A 16,986-nucleotide genomic window follows, 5' to 3' on the forward strand; every position below is an offset into this window, starting at 1 on the left:
GATGACCGACCAGCGGAACGAGCGACTCGCGCCGGTCACCTACCTGCCGTGGGTGGCGCCGTCGGAGGAGTCCGGCGGCACCACCCGTCGCGGTGCGGAACAGCGCCGCGCGTCGTCGGGCATCCGGGCCGAGGTCGAGGTGCCCGACGAGACCGGCCTCGAGCGCGACGACCGCATCGACCGTCTGATCGTCTCGCGGCTGCGTCGGTCGTCCCTGTCGGTGTCCGAGGTGCGCGCGGCCCTCGTCGAGCACGGCCTCGACGAGGGCGAGGTCGAGGAGTGGATCGAGCGGTACGAGCGACTCGGCTACCTCGACGACCGTCGGCTGGCCGAGCAGTTGGTGCACAGCCATGGCGTACGCCGGGGCCGGGGGAGCGGCGCCGTGCTGCACGAGCTCGGCCGCAGGGGCATCGACGACGAGCTCGCACGTGAGGCAGTCGACACGCTCGACCCCGACGTGGAGTTCGAGCATGCGCTCCTGATCGCGGAGCGCCGCGCGCGTCAGCTGGGCGGGCTCGATCGCCAGGTCGCCGAGCGGCGACTCTCGGCGTTCCTCCTCCGGCGCGGGTACGGCAGCGAGCTCGTGCGGCGCGCGGTGTCCGCCGCGCTCGAGGGCGACGACGCAGACTGACGGATCGTAGACTGGTGCGATCATGAGCACCATTCACGAGGCGATGCCCGCCCTCGCGGAGCCCGTCGTCGCAGCGACGGCAGCGCCCCGCACCTACGAGGTCCGCACCTTCGGGTGCCAGATGAACGTGCACGATTCCGAGCGGCTCAGCGGTTCGCTCGAGGCTGCAGGATACGTGCCGGCCGACGGCGCCGAGCCCGACATCGTCGTGATCAACACGTGCGCGGTGCGCGAGAACGCCGACAACAAGCTCTACGGCAACCTCGGGCACCTCGCCGGCGTGAAGCGCCGCCACGCGGGCATGCAGATCGCCGTCGGCGGCTGCCTCGCCCAGAAGGACAAGAACGTCATCCTCGAGAAGGCGCCGTGGGTCGACGTCGTCTTCGGCACGCACAACATGGGGTCGCTCCCGAGCCTGCTCGAACGCGCGCGCCACAACGACGAGGCGCAGCTCGAGATCCTCGACGCGCTCGAGGTGTTCCCGTCGACCCTGCCCACCAAGCGCGACTCCACCTACTCCGGCTGGGTCTCGATCTCGGTCGGCTGCAACAACACCTGCACGTTCTGCATAGTGCCCGCGCTCCGCGGCAAGGAGAAGGACCGTCGGCCGGGCGAGATCCTCGCCGAGGTGCAGGCGCTCGTCGACGACGGCGCCGTCGAGGTGACCCTCCTCGGCCAGAACGTGAACTCGTACGGCGTCGAGTTCGGCGACCGGCAGGCGTTCGGCAAGCTCCTCCGCGCCGCCGGCGGGATCGACGGCCTCGAGCGCATCCGCTTCACCAGTCCGCACCCGGCCGCGTTCACCGACGACGTCATCGACGCGATGGCCGAGACCCCGAACGTGATGCCCCAGCTGCACATGCCGCTGCAGTCGGGCTCCGACCGCATCCTCAAGGCCATGCGCCGCTCGTACCGGTCGGAGAGGTTCCTCGGCATCCTCGACCGCGTCCGCGCGAAGATCCCGAACGCGGCGATCTCGACCGACATCATCGTCGGGTTCCCGGGTGAGACCGAGGAGGACTTCCAGGAGACGCTCCGGGTCGTCGAGGCCGCGCGGTTCGCCTCGGCGTTCACGTTCCAGTACTCGATTCGCCCCGGCACGCCCGCCGCCACCATGGACGACCAGGTGCCGAAGGAGGTCGTGCAGGAGCGCTACGAGCGCCTCATCGCCCTCCAGGAGCGCATCTCGTGGGAGGAGAACCAGCAGCTCGTCGGCACCGCCGTCGAGGTGCTCGTCTCCACGGGCGAGGGCAAGAAGGACGCCGAGACGCACCGCCTGAGCGGTCGCGCGGAGGACAGCCGCCTCGTCCACTTCGAGGTGCCCGCAGGGTCGGACCTGCCTCGGCCCGGCGACGTCGTCTCGGTCGAGATCACGCAGGCCGCGCCGTTCCACCTGCTCGCGGACTCGATCGACGGTGCGCCGCTGCGCATCCGCCGCACGCGAGCGGGCGACGCGTGGGACCGCGCACAGGCCGAGAGCTGCGGGGTTCCCGCCGCACCGGGTGCCGTCGCATCCGCGACCGGGCGCGTCTCGCTCGGGCTGCCGTCGCTGCGCGTCGGCGGCGAGCCGCTGACGAGCCCGGGCGTCGGCACGATGCCGATCTACGACCCAGCCGACGGCCAGCGCTGACGTGACGCTGATCGCGGTCGTCGGCGCCACGGGCACCGGCAAGTCGCGCTTCGCGCTCGACCTCGCGCATGCGGTCGCCGACCGCGGCGGCGTCGCCGAGGTCGTCAACGCCGACGCGATGCAGCTCTACCGCGGCATGGACATCGGCACCGCCAAGCTCCCGGTCGAAGAACGGGAGGGCGTGCCGCATCACCTCCTCGACGTGCTCGATGTCACCGACGAGGCATCCGTCGCCGCCTACCAGGTCGAAGCCCGTCGTGTCGTCGACGAGATCGCGGCGCGCGACGGCGTCGCGCTCCTCACCGGGGGGTCGGGGCTGTACGTCTCGAGCGTGATCCACGACCTCCGGTTCCCCGGGACGGACGCCGCGATCCGCGCGCGCCTCGAGGCCGAACTCGAGGAGGTCGGGCCCGGACTGATGCACCGCCGGCTGCGAGAACTCGACGCCGAGACGGCCGCGAGCGTCGACCCGCAGAACGGCCGCCGGATCGTGCGCGCCCTCGAGGTCATCGAGCTCACCGGCGAGCCGAAGGCCGCCCGCCTGCCGGAGGAACCCGTGCCGTGGCGGCCGCACCGCATCGTGCACCTGCGCGCCGACCGCGCCGAGCTCGTCGCGAGGCTCGACGCCCGCGCCGCCGGCATGTGGGACGGTGGCCTCCTCGACGAGGTCCGCGGGCTCATCCCGCTCGGGCTCGAACGCGGCGTGACCGCGCGCAAGGCGATCGGCTACGCCCAGGCGCTCGCGCAGGTGCAGGGTCGGATGACCGAGGCCGACGCGATCGCGGAGACGCAGGCGCTGACCAGGACCTACGCGCGACGGCAGGTCGGATGGTTCAAGCGGTACGCCGCGGCATCCGTCGTCGATGCCGGCGACCCGGCCGCCGTCGCGGCCGAGGTGGCACGGCAGGCGAACGTCATCTGAGGCCTGCGGCGCTCCATAGACTGGTGCGATGGCGTTCGATCTGCGCTTCACCAAGGGCCAGGGCACGGGCAACGACTTCGTGCTGTTCAGCGACCCCGAGGGCGAGCACGAGCTCTCGCCCACGCAGATCGCGGCGGTCTGCGACCGCCGCTTCGGCGTCGGGGGCGACGGCGTCATCCGGGCCGTCCGCTCGGACCGGCTGGCCGACGGTGCCGGTGCGCTCGCGGAGGACCCGCAGGCGACGTGGTTCATGGACTACTGGAACGCCGACGGCAGCCTGTCGGAGATGTGCGGCAACGGCATCCGCGTCTTCGTGCGATACCTGATCGACCAGGGGCACGTCGCCCCGGCGGGCGACGAGTGGATCGCGATCGGCACTCGCGCGGGCGTCCGGCGCGTGCGGGTCACGGGCGCGGGCTTCGAGGCCGACCTCGGCGTGTGGCGCCTCGACGGCGGTGAGCCGCTCGTGCGCGCGAAGAACCTGCCTGTCGCCCGCCCCGGCCTCGGCATCGACGTCGGCAACCCGCACGTCGTCGTGGCCCTCGCCGACGACGACGAGCTCGACGGCCTCGACCTGGGGTACCTGCCGATCCTCGAACCGCAGCCGCAGGCGGGTGCGAACGTCGAGTTCGTCGTCCCGGCCGAACCGCTCGTCGAGAACGGGCGCGGCCGCATCCGCATGCGCGTGCACGAGCGCGGGTCGGGCGAGACCCTCTCCTGCGGCACCGGGGCGGTGGCCGCCGCCCTCGCCGTCCGGCACTGGGCCGGCGAGCACGCACCCGACACGTGGGTGGTGCAGGTCCCGGGCGGCGCGCTCGGGGTGCGGATGGAGTCGCGGCCCGAAGGGGAGCACGTGCTGCTCTCGGGGCCCGGCGAGCTCGTCTTCGACGGGGTGCTCGCCCTCGCCTGAGGGGGTCAGGCGTCGCGCGTCACCGTCAGGACGCGGAAGCCCTTCGAGGTGGCCGCGCGCTCGACCGTCCACCCGTCTCCGAACTCCTCGCCGAGCCAGCGCTGCAGCGAGTCGGAGCCGAGGTTCTTCTGCACGACGAGCCACGCGGTCGCGCCGGTCTCGAGCCGGGGCAGCCATCGACGCAGCACTGCGTGCAGCTCGGCCTTCCCGATGCGGATGGGCGGATTCGACCAGATCACGGAGAATCGCAGGTCGTCGGGAACATCGTCGGGCATCGCCGCGTTGACGTTCGTGAGCCCGAGGCGGAACGCGTTCCTGCGGACGAGGTCGAGTGCACGTTCGTTGACGTCGACCGCCCAGACGGCGGCCCCAGGCGACTGGAGTCCGAGCGTGAGCGCGATCGGGCCCCAGCCGGCGCCGAGGTCGAGCAGCTGACCCGAGGCCGGTGCCGAGGGGACCTCGTCGAGCAGCACGCGAGTGCCGAGGTCGACGTGGTCGGGGCTGAAGACGCCGCCGGCGGTCTGCACCTCGACATCGCGGCCGGCGAGTCGCACGGGGACGGTCCGGAGCGCCGCCCCATCGGCGGGCTTGGACTGGAAGTAGTGCTCCTGCGGCATACGGGGAAACCTATCGCAGGCGAACGGAAGTAGGCTGGACAGGATGAACGACGCGGCACCCGAGACCCACGACGACGCGGTCGAGCGCGTGCTGCGCACGGCCGACACCCGAGCGGGCGTGTCCCGATTCGGGGCGTCCGACGCCTCGTCGATCCAGCGCGCCGGACTCGCAGACCGCGACGGCGACGGCTTCGACGGCGAGCAGTACGACCGCGAGGCGCGCGCGGCGCTCCGACGCGTGAGCGGTCTCTCGACCGAGCTCGAGGACGTCACCGAGGTCGAGTACCGGCAGCTGCGGCTCGAGAACGTCGTGCTCATCGGCGTGTACCCGCAGGGCTCGCTCGAGGACGCGGAGAACTCGCTCCGCGAGCTCGCCGCCCTCGCGGAGACTGCCGGCGCGCGCGTGCTCGACGGCGTGCTCCAGCGCCGTCCGCACCCCGACCCCAGCACCTACCTCGGTCGCGGCAAGACCGAGGAGCTCCGGCACGTGGTCGCCGCGCTCGGCGCCGACACGGTCGTCGCCGACACCGAGCTCGCTCCGAGCCAGCGTCGAGCGCTGGAGGATGCGGTCAAGGTCAAGGTCATCGACCGCACCGCGGTGATCCTCGACATCTTCAGCCAGCACGCAAAGAGCCGTGAGGGCAAGGCGCAGGTCGAGCTCGCGCAGCTCGAGTACCTCCTCCCGCGCCTGCGCGGTTGGGGCGAGTCGATGTCCCGCCAGGCCGGTGGCCAGGTGGGCGGCGCGGGCGCCGGCATGGGTTCGCGCGGCCCCGGTGAGACGAAGATCGAACTCGACCGCCGCCGCATCCATTCGCGGATGGCGAAGCTCCGCCGGCAGATCGCGGGCATGAAGCCCGCGCGCGACGCCAAGCGCGCCAACCGCAGGCGCAACGCCGTGCCGTCGGTCGCGATCGCGGGCTACACGAACGCCGGCAAGTCGAGCCTGCTCAACCGCATCACGGGCGCGGGCGTGCTGGTCGAGAACGCGCTGTTCGCGACGCTCGACGCGACGGTGCGTCGCAACACGACCGCCGACGGCCGCGTGTACACGATCGCCGACACGGTCGGCTTCGTGCGCAACCTCCCGCACCAGCTCGTCGAGGCGTTCCGCTCGACGCTCGAGGAGGTCGGCGACGCCGACCTGATCGTGCACGTGGTCGACGCGGCGCACCCCGACCCCGCACAGCAGATCGCGACCGTGCGCGACGTCATCGGCGAAGTGGGTGCACGCGACATCCCCGAGCTCGTCGTCTTCAACAAGGCCGACCTCGTCACTCCCGAGGACCGCCTGGTCCTGCAGGGGCTCGAGCCGAACGCGGTGTTCGCGTCGGCACGGACCGGCGAGGGCGTCGCCGAGGTGCTCGCCGCCATCGGTCGCATGCTGCCCGACCCCGCCGTCGAGGTCGACCTGCTCGTCCCGTACGACCGGGGCGACATCGTGTCGACGCTGCACGAGAGCGGTCGCGTCCTCTCGACCGACTACGTCGAGGACGGCACGCGCATCCGTGCGCTGGCCTCGCCCGAACAGGCGGCGCAGCTCGAGGAGTTCAGCGCCGCGGCGCTGGCGTAGCATCCCGCACGCCGTACCGCCCGAGTCACTCGTCGTAACAACGGGAGCGGAGCCGGGCGACCCGGCGTATCGTCGCACCTGATCGTGGCGAGCGGCCGGATGCCGCCCGCCTGGAGCGACCGCCGAGCCCGGCACCCGCCCGCGAGAACCCACCTGCCGTTCCGGCCGGTCGGGCGCGGCGTGCCGTGCACTCGACCTCCCCGGGACTGCTCGCCACCTGGAGCGACATGACCGGAACCCAGCCCGACGGCGTCGCCGCCCGGCCGCGCGTGCCGATCTCGTTCGAGCTGTTCCCGCCGCGGACCGATGCGGCGGCGATCGCGCTCGGCCGCACCATCGATCGCCTCGCCGAGGTCGACCCCGCATTCATCTCGGTGACCTTCGGGGCGGGCGGGTCGAGCCGGGACCGATCGCTCACCGTGCTCCGATACATGCTCGAGCACACGAACGTCGAGCCGATGGCGCACCTGACGTGCGTGGGATCGAGCCACGCCGAGGCGAACCGGCTCGTGCGGGAGTTCCTCGACGCGGGCATCACGAGCTTCCTGGCGCTCCGTGGCGACCCGCCGGTCGGGGCCGCGGACGCCGAGGACGCGATCGGCGACCTGCACAGCGCCGCCGAGCTCGTGCAGCTGATCCACCGCGTCCAGGAGGAGCGCGAGCCGTTCGGGCAGTCGCGCATCCCGGGGATGCCGGGGGTCACCGCGATCCGCGAGCGGCCCCGGCCGGAGCGCGTCGCCGTTGCGGCGTTCCCGTCGGGCCACCCACGTTCGCGCGGGTCGAACCAGGACGTCGACGTGCTGCTCGCGAAGGAGGTCGCGGGTGCGAACCTCGCGATCACGCAGCTGTTCTGGCACGCCGACGACTACCTGGCCTTCGTCCAGCGCGCACGCGCGGGCGGCGTGACCATCCCGATCCTGCCGGGCATCATGCCCGTGACCACGCCCGCCCGACTCGCTCGCCTCGAGCAGCTCACGGGGGTTCCGGCGCCCGCCGAGCTGGCGATCGACCTCGAGATCGAGCCAGACCCCGACGCCCAGTTCGAGCTCGGCGTCGACTACGCCGCGCGACTGGCCGGCGAGGTGCTCGCCGGCGGCGCCCCCGGACTCCACCTGTACACCTTCAACCGTCACGAGGCCGTGCTCGCCGTCCTGGACCGGCTCGGCCTCGCCACCGCCCCCGCCCATGCGGGCACCGAGAGGAACACGAGAGAACGATGACCGCACCCGCCTTCCCCACCGGAACGATCCTCGGCTACCCGCGCATCGGGCGCCGCCGTGAGCTCAAGCACGCCGTCGAGGCGTTCTGGGCCGGCCGGATCGACGCCGACGAGCTCGAGCGCACCGCTGCCGGCCTCCGGGCCGCGACGCGCGAGCGCCTCGCCGCACTCGGCCTCGGCCGCACGGACTCGGCGATCCCCGAGTCGTTCTCGTACTACGACCAGGTGCTCGACGCCGCCGTCGCCGTGGGCGCGATCCCGACGCGATTCGAGCGCCTGCTCGACGCCGACGGCCGACTCGACCTCGCCGGCTACTTCACGGTGGCCCGCGGCGAGGGTGCGGACGCCCCGCTCGAGATGACGAAGTGGTTCGACTCGAACTACCACTACCTCGTGCCCGAGATCGGCCCCGACACCGCGTTCGCCGCGCACGCGGACGCGCTCGTCGCGCAGGTGCGCGAGGCGCGCGACGCGGGCTTCGTCACGCGACCGGTGCTCGTCGGCCCCGTCACGTTCCTCCTGCTGTCGAAGGCGGCGGATGGCGCGCCCGACGGCTTCCGTCCCATCGACCGTCTCGCAGACCTCGTCCCCGTCTACCGGGCGCTCCTCGCCGAGCTCGCCGCAGCGGGCGCCGAGTGGGTGCAGCTCGACGAGCCGGGGCTCGTCAGCGAGAGCCTCGACGAGCCGCGCGAGCGCGTGCTCGAAGCCGTGGCGGAGGCGTACGACGAGCTCGGTGCGGCCGACGCGCGGCCGGCGATCTTCGTCGCGGCGCCGTACGGCGACCTCGCTGAGGCGCTGCCGGCGCTCGCGGCCACCCCGGTCGAGGCCGTCGGACTCGACCTCGTCCGCGGCGGCCTCCCCGCGCAGCTCGACCCGGTGACCGAGGAGGCGCTCGCCGCGAAGGTCCTCGTCGCCGGCGTCGTCGACGGCCACAACATCTGGCGCGGCGACCTCGCCCACGCGTTCGCGCGTGCCGAGGCGCTCCGCTCGTTCTCGGGCTCCGTCGCCGTCTCGACCTCCACGTCGCTCCTGCACGTCCCGCACGACGTCGACGAGGAGACCGCGCTCGATGCGCGCCTCGTGAGCTGGCTCGCGTTCGCCGACCAGAAGGTCGCGCAGGTCGCGGCGCTCGCGCGCGGCCTCGCCGAGGGGCGCGAGGCCATCGCGGCCGACCTCGACGCGGCATCCGCCGCTCTCGCCGACCGGGCCGCCGCGCCGGGCGTGCGCGTGCCGGCCGTGCGCGACCGCCTCGCCGCGCTCGACGCGACCGCGTTCGCCCGTGCGGCCTACGACGACCGCGTCGCCGCGCAGGAGGACCTCGCGCTGCCGGCGCTGCCGACCACCACGATCGGCTCCTTCCCGCAGACGGCCGACATCCGTCGCGCCCGGGCCCGCCTGGTGAAGGGCGAACTGACGGATGCCGCGTACCGCGAGCTCATGCGCGAGGAGATCGCGCGCGTGATCCGGCTGCAGGAGGACCTCGGCCTCGACGTCCTGGTGCACGGCGAGCCAGAGCGCAACGACATGGTGCAGTACTTCGCCGAGCTGCTCGACGGCTTCGCGGTCACGCAGCACGGCTGGGTGCAGTCGTACGGCTCGCGCTGCACGCGCCCGTCGATCCTCTGGGGCGACGTCTCGCGCCCGGCGCCGATGACGGTCGAGTGGTCGGCGTACGCGCAGTCGCTCGCCGAGAAGCCGGTGAAGGGCATGCTCACGGGGCCGGTCACGATCCTCGCGTGGTCGTTCGTGCGCGACGACCAGCCCCTCGGCGACACCGCCCGGCAGGTCGCGCTCGCGCTGCGCGACGAGATCGGCGACCTCGAGCAGGCCGGCATCCGTGTCATCCAGGTCGACGAGCCGGCGCTGCGCGAGCTCCTGCCGCTGAAGCTCGCCGACCAGCCCGCCTACCTCGACTGGTCGGTCGGCTCGTTCCGCCTCGCCACGGGCGGCGCGGCGCCCGCGACGCAGGTGCACACGCACCTCTGCTACTCGGAGTTCGGCGTCGTCATCGACGCGATCCGCGAGCTCGACGCCGACGTCACCTCGATCGAGGCGGCGCGCAGCCGCATGGAGGTCGTGGGCGACCTGGCCGCGAGCGGGTTCGACCACGGCGTGGGTCCGGGGGTGTACGACATCCACTCGCCGCGCGTGCCCAGCGTCGAGGAGGTGCGCTCGCTCCTCGAGCGCGCGGTCGACGGCGTGCCCGCCGGACGGCTCTGGGTGAACCCCGACTGCGGCCTGAAGACGCGCGGCTACGACGAGACGGTCGCGTCGCTCGCGAACATCGTGGAGGCGACGCGCTCGGTGCGCGAGGGTGTCGCGGTGGCGACGTCCTGACTCCGGTGATCGAGGGCGGATGCCGCGGGGCGAGCCCGCGGCATCCGCCCTCGTCGTCGGTGCCGGTGCAGGCCGGGCGATCCGCTCGCTAGACGGTGCGGAGGACTGCGACGACCTTGCCGAGCACCTCGGACTCGTCGCCGAGGATCGGCTCGAACGCCGAATTGCGGGGGAGCAGCCAGGTGTGGCCGTCGCGCTGGCGGAAGACCTTGACGGTGGCCTCGCCGTCGAGCATCGCCGCCACGATCTCGCCGTTCTCGGCCGTGCGCTGCGAGCGCACGACGACCCAGTCGCCGTCGCAGATCGCGGCGTCGATCATCGAGTCGCCGACGACCTTCAGGATGAACAGCTCGCCCTTGCCGACGAGCTGGCGGGGGAGCGGGAAGACCTCTTCGATCTGCTGCTCGGCGGTGATGGGCACGCCGGCGGCGATGCGGCCGACCAGGGGGACCATGGCCGCGTCGCCCACCGGCGCGGGCTCGGCCGACGACGGGCGCTGCTCGGCGCCGGGCACGTCGATGAGGATCTCGAGCGCGCGGGGGCGGTTCGGGTCGCGTCGCAGGTAGCCGGCGAGCTCGAGCTGGTTGAGCTGGTGCGTGACGCTCGAGAGCGAGGAGAGCCCGACGGCGTCGCCGATCTCGCGCATGCTCGGCGGGTAGCCGCGGTCGGCGACCGAGCCCCGGATGACCTCGAGGATGGCCAGCTGCTTCGGGCTCAGCGTCTTGCGCCGACGCGACCGGCCGCTCGCGCCGCGTGCCTGGTCGATGTCGATGCTCACGTGCCTCGCCTCTCGTCGGGACCGCGTCGGCCCGGATGTCGGTGGTCGGTGTTCGACTGTCGTCGGACATTCGAAACTGTATCCGCCTCGCACACGCGCGACAAACATCCGTTCGAGTGTGTCGCGGATTCCCGGCCGGATTCCCACCCGTCCGGTGCTTGCGGCTTCGATTGTTCGAAGATATATTCGGAACACAGCTTCGCATCCGGCCCTCCCGGCCGAGGGCCGGATGCGGGGCTGGAGCCCGGGAGGTGCGGAATGAGTGCAGTGGTGATGGGGGCCGCGAGTGCGGCCTCGACGATGCCCGCGTTCGGGTCGGCGACCCCGCGTACCAGGCTCAGGCTCACCAGGCGCGGTCGCGTCGTCGTCACCGGGCTCGCCGCGCTCCCGCTGGTGCTCGGGGCGCTGATCGGTGCTCTCTCGAGCGGCGGCGCCGTCGCCGGGATCGACGACGGCCGAGCACCGGCGGCGTTCGAGACCGTCGAGGTCGGCGCCGGCGACACGCTCTGGGGCATCGCCGAGGCGATCGCGCCGTCGTCCGACCCGCGCGACGTCATCTACGAGATCATGCGGCTGAACGGCCTCGACGACGCCGTGGTGCAGCCCGGGCAGCAGCTCGTCCTCCCCGCGCTCGGCTGACCGCCGCCGGGCAGGTCGCGCGCACGAAACACGCCGATGCACGCGGATAGCATTGATCGGTGACGAGTCTCGACGACCTTCCCATCCGTGACGACCTCCGCGGCAAGTCCCCGTACGGCGCCCCGCAGAAGCACGTGCCCGTCGCACTCAACGTCAACGAGAACACGCATCCGATCCCCGAGGACGTCGCGCACGACATCGTCGCCCGGGTCGCTGCCGCGATCATCGGGCTCAATCGATACCCCGACCGCGAGTTCACCGAGCTGCGCACGGCCCTCGCGCGCTACCTCGGCCACGACCTCCGGCCCGAGCAGCTCTGGGCGGCGAACGGCTCGAACGAGGTCCTCCAGCACGTGCTGCAGGCCTTCGGCGGGCCGGGCCGCACCGCGCTCGGCTTCTCGCCGACCTACTCGATGTACGGCCTGCTCTCCTCGGGCACGGGCACCGGGTGGATCGCGACCGATCGCGACGCCGACTTCGAGCTCTCGCCCGAGACCGCCGTCGCGACGATCGAGCGCCACGACCCCGACATCGTGCTGCTGTGCTCGCCGAACAACCCGACGGGCACGCCGCTCGCGCTCGAGACCATCGCCGCGGTCGCCGACGCCGCGCGCGGCGTGGTCGTCGTCGACGAGGCGTACCACGAGTTCGCCGACCCGGGCACGCCGAGCGCGCTCACGCTCCTCGAGGGGCGGCCGAGGATCCTCGTCTCCCGCACGATGAGCAAGGCGTTCGCCTTCGCGGGTGCGCGCGTGGGCTACCTCGCCGCCGACCCCGCCGTCATCGACGCGCTGCGGCTCGTCCGGCTCCCGTACCACCTCTCCGCCCTCACGCAGGCCGCAGCGCTCGGCGCCCTCGCCCACTCCGGCGAGATGCTGGCGATGGTCGACGAGATCCGCGCCCAGCGCGAGCGGATCACGCACGAGCTCCGCGCGCTCGGCTTCCGTCCGTACCGCAGCGGCGCGAACTTCGTGCTCTTCGGCGGCGTCGACGATCCCCACGCGGTGTTCGAGGCGCTCCTCGAGCGCGGCATCCTGATCCGCGAGATCGGGCTGCCGGGCTGCCTGCGAGTCACTGCGGGCACCGAGGCCGAGACGACCGCCTTCCTCGAGGCCATGGCGTCGTTCGCGCCCGCCGCCGCGGCGAACGCCTGATCGAGCCCGGAATCCACCCCGACCCTCCCGAATAGGATGACCCCATGAGCACCGACCGCCCCGCGCGCACCGCGCGCGTGCAGCGCGAGACCAGCGAGTCGAGCATCGACCTCTCGATCGACCTCGACGGCACCGGCACGAGCGACATCGAGACGAGCGTGCCCTTCTACGACCACCTGCTCACCGCGTTCGCGAAGCACTCGCTCACCGACCTCACCGTGCGGGCGAAGGGCGACATCGAGATCGACGTGCACCACACCGTCGAGGACGTCGGCATCGCGCTCGGCACCGCGATCCGCCAGGCGCTCGGCGACAAGCGCGGCATCTCGCGGTACGGCGACGCGCTCGTCCCGCTCGACGAGGCGCTCGCGCAGGCCGTCGTCGACATCTCCGGCCGGCCGTACCTCGTCCACACGGGCGAGCCGGCGGGCTTCGAGTTCCACCTCATCGGCGGGCACTTCACCGGTTCGATGGTCCGCCACGTGTTCGAGGCGATCGCGTTCAACGCCGCGCTCACGGTCCACGTGAACGTGCTCGGCGGACGCGACCCGCACCACATCGCCGAGGCGGAGTTCAAGGCGTTCGCTCGCGCGTTCCGCCAGGCCAAGGCGTGGGACCCGCTGGTCACCGGCGTCCCGTCGACGAAGGGCGCCCTGTGAGCCCCACGCGCCGCGTCGCCGTCCTCGACTACGGTTCGGGCAACGTCCACTCCGCCGTCAAGGCGCTCGAGCGCGCGGGCGCCGAGGTCGACCTCACGGCGGATCGTCGCGCGGTCATGGAGGCGGACGGCCTCGTCGTCCCAGGGGTCGGGGCCTTCGCGGCCGTCATGGAGGGGCTGCGCTCGGTGCGGGGCGACGAGCTCATCGACCGCCGCCTCGCGGGCGGCCGCCCCGTGCTCGGCATCTGCGTCGGCATGCAGGTCATGTTCGAGCGCGGCGTCGAGCGCGGCGTCGACACCGAGGGCCTCGGCGAGTGGCCGGGCGCCGTCACCGAACTGCCGAGCGACGTGCTGCCGCACATGGGCTGGAACACCGTGAAACCCGATGTGGGCTCGGTGCTGTTCGAGGGGCTCGAGGACGAGCGCTTCTACTTCGTGCACTCGTACGGTGCGCAGTCGTGGAGCCTCGACGTCATCCCGCCCTTCCCCCAGCCCAAGCTGACGTGGTCGGAGCACGGCGGGCGCTTCCTCGCCGCCGTGGAGAACGGCCCGCTGTCGGCGACCCAGTTCCACCCGGAGAAGTCGTCGGATGCCGGCATCCGCCTGCTCTCGAACTGGATCCGGTCGCTCGGCTGACGCCGGGTACGACCTCCCGAGACCTTCGATGCGTCACGGCGTTCCGGTGCGGACTAGGATGCTGTGACTGTGCCGAGGCCGCGTCGTCCGCGGCATCCGATTCGAGGACAGTGATGAGTGAGTTCAGCAAGACCCCCCGCCTGGTGCTGCTTCCGGCAGTGGACGTGGCGGGAGGCAAGGCGGTCCGCCTGACGCAGGGCGAGGCGGGCACCGAGACGAACTACGGCGACCCCGTCGACGCGGCCGCCGACTGGGCCGACCAGGGGGCCGAGTGGATCCACCTGGTCGACCTCGACGCCGCCTTCGGCCGCGGGTCGAACGCCGGGATCCTGAAGAAGGTCATCCGCCAGGTGCGCGGCGTGAACGTCGAGCTCTCCGGCGGCATCCGCGACGACCGGTCGCTCGAGAACGCCCTCGAGATCGGCGCGAAGCGCATCAACCTCGGCACCGCGGCCCTCGAGAACCCGGAGTGGGCGGCATCCGTCATCGCCCAGTACGGGGAGGCGATCGCGATCGGCCTCGACGTCCGAGGGACGACGCTCGCCGCGCGCGGCTGGACCAAGGACGGCGGCGACCTCTGGCAGGTCATGGACCGCCTCGAGGACGCCGGAGCGGCCCGCTACGTCGTGACCGACGTCACGAAGGACGGCACGCTGCAGGGCCCGAACGTCGACCTGCTGCGGCAGATCATGGAGCGCACCCGCCGCCCCGTCATCGCATCGGGCGGCGTGTCGAGCCTCGACGACATCGCGGCGCTGCGCCAGCTCGTGCCCCAGGGCCTCGAGGGCACGATCATCGGCAAGGCCCTCTACGCGGGCGCGTTCACGCTGCCCGAGGCCCTGGATGTCGCTTCCCACTGATCCCGCGGCCGACTCCGCCGGGCGTCCGTGGGCGGGCCGGTCGTTCCAGTCGAACCCGCACGCGGCCGACGACGGGCGGATGCCGGAGGCGCTCGGGTCGGCGCTCGCCCGGTTCCGGTCCGGCGACGGCGGCCAGGCCGACGTCGTCGCCGCATTCGGCGTGTCGCGGCTGCTCATCCCGCTGCTCGCCGAACTCGGCGACGGCGGGACCGAGGTCGGCGCGCACGGCCACGCCGTCGACAAGAGCCAGGAGCTCTCGATCGTCACGGTCGAGGGCCCCGACGGGCGACGGGTGCTGCCCGTGTTCGGTTCGGTCGAGGCGATGTCACGATGGAATCCGGTCGCCCGACCCGTGCCCGCCGACGGCGTGCGCGTCGCGCTCGCCGCGGCCGACGACGGCACCGAGCTCGTCGTCCTCGACCCCGGCTCGCCGACCGAGTTCGTGCTGCGCCGGCCCGCGGTCTGGGCGGTCGCGCAGCAGCAGCCGTGGCACCCGCCCGTCGAGTCCCAGGCGATCCGGAACGCGTTCGAGCGCTCGATCGGCGGCGAGCTCGCGGTGCTCGGCGTGGACCTCGTCGCGGGCGACCCCGACGCGCGGCTGCGGGGTCCCGAGCTCGTCGTCAGGCTGCGTCTCGTCGCGGGACTCACGCGCACCGAGCTCGATGCGACGACCGCGCGGCTCGCGCGACGCTGGGCCGGAGACGACGCCATCGCGACCGGGGTGGACTCGCTCGCGGTGAAGCTCGTCGCGGGCGACGCGGGCGACGCGGGCGACGCGGGCGTCGCGGGCGACGCGGGCGACGCGGGCGTCGCGGGCGTCGCGGGGGACTCCGCGCCCGAGGCCTGAGCGGCCGCCCTCCGGGACGACGATCGCTCGCCTGCAGGGCTGGGCGTTGACCGCGCCCGCGCGGGGGGAGCAGGATCGGGACTGCGCGACGATGCGCGGAAGTCCAGGTGGAAACGATGTCCGACGCACGCTCACGAACGACCCCGGCTCCCGATCTCCGACCGCTCGACGACGACCTGCTCGATCTCGCCCATCGACACGCGGCGGCGTGGCTCGGCACGCTTCCCGAGCGTCCGATCCCGCCGCGTGCGGGCGTCGAGGAGGTGATGGACGCGCTCGGGCGCGAGCTGCCCGAGCACGGCGAGCCCGCCGATGCCGTCATCGACCGGCTCGCCGGGGGCGCGGAGCCCGGCCTGATCGCCATCGGGTCGCCGCGGTTCTTCGGGTGGGTGATCGGCGGCACGCAGCCGGTGGCGCTCGCGGCGGACTGGTTGGTGTCGGCCTGGGACCAGAACTCCGGGCTCAGGACGATCACCCCGGGGGCGGTCGCCGCCGAGGAGATCGCGTCCTCGTGGCTCCTCGACCTGCTCGGCCTGCCGGCCGGCAGCGACGTGGGCTTCGCGACGGGCGACCACCGCGCAGTTCGCGTGCCTCGCCGCGGCGCGCGACGAGGTCCTCCGCCGGGTGGACTGGGACGTCGAGGAGCAGGGGCTCGGCGGCGCGCCCCGCATCCGGTGGATCGCCGGCGCCGAACGGCACGGCACCATGGACCTCGCAGCGCGCTACCTGGGGCTCGGCTCGCCGACGGCGGTCGCCAGCGACGACCAGGGCCGCATCCGAGTCGACGCGCTCGCCGAGGAGCTCGCGCGCGGCGAGGGCCCGGCCATCGTGGCGCTGCAGGCCGGCAACATCCACTCGGGAGCGTTCGACCCCTTCGCCGAGGCGTGCCGCGTCGCGCACGACGCGGGCGCCTGGGTGCACGTCGACGGTGCGTTCGGGCTGTGGGCCGCGGCATCCCCGCGCCTCAGGCACCTGACGGTCGGGCTCGCCGACGCCGACTCGTGGTCGACCGACGCGCACAAGACGCTGAGCGTGCCCTACGACTGCGGCATCGCGATCGTGCGCGACTCGGCGGCGATGCGCCACGCGCTCAGCATGCACGCCAGCTACCTCCAGGCCACCGACGTCGGCGCCGATCCGCACGAGAAGGTGGCCGAACTGTCGCGTCGAGCCCGCGGCATCCCGACCTGGGCGGTGCTGCGGCACCTCGGCCGCGAGGGGATCGCGGAGCTCATCGACCGGCTCGCCGGGTCGGCGAGGATCATCGCCGACGGGCTGGCCGGGCTGCCCGGGGTCGAGGTGCTGAACGAGGTGGTGTTCACGCAGGTGTGCATCGCGCTCGAGGACGACTCGGCGACCGAGGCGCTGAGCACGGCGCTCTGGGAGGACGGCGAGGTGCTCGCGATGACCTCGCGCTGGCACGATCGGGCCGTCGTCCGCTTCTCCGTGAGCAACTGGGGCACGGATGCCGCGCAGGCGCGCCGCACGGTCGACGCCGTCGCCCGCGTGCTCGGCGGACTGCGAGCCACCGGTCGCTGACGGGGGCCGGATCGGCGACGCTGTCGGTGGCATCCGCTT

The 16,986-nt window shown here is 73.0% G+C and carries 15 protein-coding genes and 1 pseudogene; 14 read left to right on the forward strand and 2 right to left on the reverse strand.

Annotated features, from left to right (window positions below; translation table 11 throughout):
* Position 1: 1 nt before the first annotated feature.
* The 4 genes from ABME02_RS17815 to dapF are packed head-to-tail and all read left to right on the forward strand — an operon-like array spanning position 2 to position 4,093.
* The gene (locus ABME02_RS17815; protein ID WP_353816702.1) at positions 2–631 is read left to right on the forward strand and encodes a regulatory protein RecX; all 630 of its coding nucleotides are present in this window, start codon (positions 2–4) and stop codon (positions 629–631) included.
* 43 nt (positions 632–674) lie between these two features.
* The gene (miaB, locus tag ABME02_RS17820) at positions 675–2,261 is read left to right on the forward strand and encodes a tRNA (N6-isopentenyl adenosine(37)-C2)-methylthiotransferase MiaB (RefSeq protein ID WP_353816738.1); all 1,587 of its coding nucleotides are present in this window, start codon (positions 675–677) and stop codon (positions 2,259–2,261) included.
* Between the two features lies 1 nt (position 2,262).
* Entirely contained in the window at positions 2,263–3,183 is a 921-nt protein-coding gene (gene miaA / locus ABME02_RS17825; RefSeq protein ID WP_353816703.1) for a tRNA (adenosine(37)-N6)-dimethylallyltransferase MiaA, read from the forward strand.
* Positions 3,184–3,211: 28 nt separating this feature from the next.
* Complete coding sequence (dapF, locus tag ABME02_RS17830) at positions 3,212–4,093, forward strand: diaminopimelate epimerase (protein WP_353816704.1); 882 nt, start codon at positions 3,212–3,214, stop codon at positions 4,091–4,093.
* 5 nt (positions 4,094–4,098) lie between these two features.
* On the opposite strand, the gene ABME02_RS17835 is transcribed toward dapF, so the two are convergent.
* On the reverse strand, positions 4,099–4,710 hold the full coding sequence (locus ABME02_RS17835; RefSeq protein ID WP_353816705.1) for a class I SAM-dependent methyltransferase: 612 nt from the start codon (positions 4,708–4,710) through the stop codon (positions 4,099–4,101).
* Positions 4,711–4,753: 43 nt separating this feature from the next.
* Between ABME02_RS17835 and hflX the strand changes: the two genes are divergently transcribed.
* The 3 genes from hflX to metE all read left to right on the forward strand — a co-directional run bounded on the left by hflX (position 4,754) and on the right by metE (position 9,836).
* Complete coding sequence (gene hflX / locus ABME02_RS17840; protein WP_353816706.1) at positions 4,754–6,280, forward strand: GTPase HflX; 1,527 nt, start codon at positions 4,754–4,756, stop codon at positions 6,278–6,280.
* Between the two features lie 227 nt (positions 6,281–6,507).
* Positions 6,508–7,500, forward strand: a complete 993-nt coding sequence (locus ABME02_RS17845) for a methylenetetrahydrofolate reductase (RefSeq protein WP_353816707.1) — start codon at positions 6,508–6,510, stop codon at positions 7,498–7,500.
* Positions 7,497–9,836, forward strand: a complete 2,340-nt coding sequence (metE, locus tag ABME02_RS17850; RefSeq protein ID WP_353816708.1) for a 5-methyltetrahydropteroyltriglutamate--homocysteine S-methyltransferase — start codon at positions 7,497–7,499, stop codon at positions 9,834–9,836. Before ABME02_RS17845 ends, metE begins: the two co-directional genes overlap by 4 nt.
* An 88-nt stretch (positions 9,837–9,924) precedes the next feature.
* On the opposite strand, the gene lexA is transcribed toward metE, so the two are convergent.
* The gene (gene lexA, locus ABME02_RS17855; RefSeq protein WP_353816739.1) at positions 9,925–10,602 is read right to left on the reverse strand and encodes a transcriptional repressor LexA; all 678 of its coding nucleotides are present in this window, start codon (positions 10,600–10,602) and stop codon (positions 9,925–9,927) included.
* Positions 10,603–10,872: 270 nt separating this feature from the next.
* On the opposite strand from lexA, the gene ABME02_RS17860 reads away from it, so the two are divergent.
* From ABME02_RS17860 to ABME02_RS18470, 7 genes and pseudogenes are all read left to right on the forward strand, one after another.
* A complete protein-coding gene (locus ABME02_RS17860) occupies positions 10,873–11,253 on the forward strand; it encodes a LysM peptidoglycan-binding domain-containing protein (RefSeq protein ID WP_353816709.1) in 381 nt (126 codons plus the stop codon).
* Positions 11,254–11,312: 59 nt separating this feature from the next.
* Positions 11,313–12,407, forward strand: a complete 1,095-nt coding sequence (locus ABME02_RS17865; protein WP_353816710.1) for a histidinol-phosphate transaminase — start codon at positions 11,313–11,315, stop codon at positions 12,405–12,407.
* 44 nt (positions 12,408–12,451) lie between these two features.
* Positions 12,452–13,066 (forward strand): imidazoleglycerol-phosphate dehydratase HisB, encoded by a 615-nt coding sequence (gene hisB / locus ABME02_RS17870; RefSeq protein WP_353816711.1) that lies wholly within the window; start codon positions 12,452–12,454, stop codon positions 13,064–13,066.
* A complete protein-coding gene (gene hisH / locus ABME02_RS17875) occupies positions 13,063–13,701 on the forward strand; it encodes an imidazole glycerol phosphate synthase subunit HisH (protein ID WP_353816712.1) in 639 nt (212 codons plus the stop codon). The genes hisB and hisH overlap by 4 nt, the downstream gene beginning before the upstream one ends.
* A 113-nt stretch (positions 13,702–13,814) precedes the next feature.
* Positions 13,815–14,561, forward strand: coding sequence for a bifunctional 1-(5-phosphoribosyl)-5-((5-phosphoribosylamino)methylideneamino)imidazole-4-carboxamide isomerase/phosphoribosylanthranilate isomerase PriA (gene priA, locus ABME02_RS17880; RefSeq protein WP_353816713.1), 747 nt, complete (start codon positions 13,815–13,817; stop codon positions 14,559–14,561).
* The gene (locus ABME02_RS17885; RefSeq protein ID WP_353816714.1) at positions 14,545–15,408 is read left to right on the forward strand and encodes an SseB family protein; all 864 of its coding nucleotides are present in this window, start codon (positions 14,545–14,547) and stop codon (positions 15,406–15,408) included. The genes priA and ABME02_RS17885 overlap by 17 nt, the downstream gene beginning before the upstream one ends.
* Positions 15,409–15,524: 116 nt before the next feature.
* Positions 15,525–16,947 (forward strand): annotated as a pseudogene (locus ABME02_RS18470) (pyridoxal phosphate-dependent decarboxylase family protein).
* Positions 16,948–16,986: the final 39 nt, after the last annotated feature.

The organism is Agromyces zhanjiangensis (genome assembly GCF_040496055.1).
GTDB lineage: Bacteria > Actinomycetota > Actinomycetes > Actinomycetales > Microbacteriaceae > Agromyces > Agromyces zhanjiangensis.

Bases quoted from the DNA above. Each gene is read 5' to 3' on its own strand.
- ABME02_RS17815 (WP_353816702.1), top strand. From the start codon at position 2: ATGACCGACCAGCGGAACGAGCGACTCGCGCCGGTCACCTACCTGCCG.
- miaB (WP_353816738.1), top strand. From the start codon at position 675: ATGCCCGCCCTCGCGGAGCCCGTCGTCGCAGCGACGGCAGCGCCCCGC.
- dapF (WP_353816704.1), top strand. From the start codon at position 3,212: ATGGCGTTCGATCTGCGCTTCACCAAGGGCCAGGGCACGGGCAACGAC.
- ABME02_RS17835 (WP_353816705.1), bottom strand. From the start codon at position 4,710: ATGCCGCAGGAGCACTACTTCCAGTCCAAGCCCGCCGATGGGGCGGCG.
- hflX (WP_353816706.1), top strand. From the start codon at position 4,754: ATGAACGACGCGGCACCCGAGACCCACGACGACGCGGTCGAGCGCGTG.
- ABME02_RS17845 (WP_353816707.1), top strand. From the start codon at position 6,508: ATGACCGGAACCCAGCCCGACGGCGTCGCCGCCCGGCCGCGCGTGCCG.
- metE (WP_353816708.1), top strand. From the start codon at position 7,497: ATGACCGCACCCGCCTTCCCCACCGGAACGATCCTCGGCTACCCGCGC.
- ABME02_RS17860 (WP_353816709.1), top strand. From the start codon at position 10,873: ATGAGTGCAGTGGTGATGGGGGCCGCGAGTGCGGCCTCGACGATGCCC.
- hisB (WP_353816711.1), top strand. From the start codon at position 12,452: ATGAGCACCGACCGCCCCGCGCGCACCGCGCGCGTGCAGCGCGAGACC.
- priA (WP_353816713.1), top strand. From the start codon at position 13,815: ATGAGTGAGTTCAGCAAGACCCCCCGCCTGGTGCTGCTTCCGGCAGTG.
- ABME02_RS17885 (WP_353816714.1), top strand. From the start codon at position 14,545: ATGTCGCTTCCCACTGATCCCGCGGCCGACTCCGCCGGGCGTCCGTGG.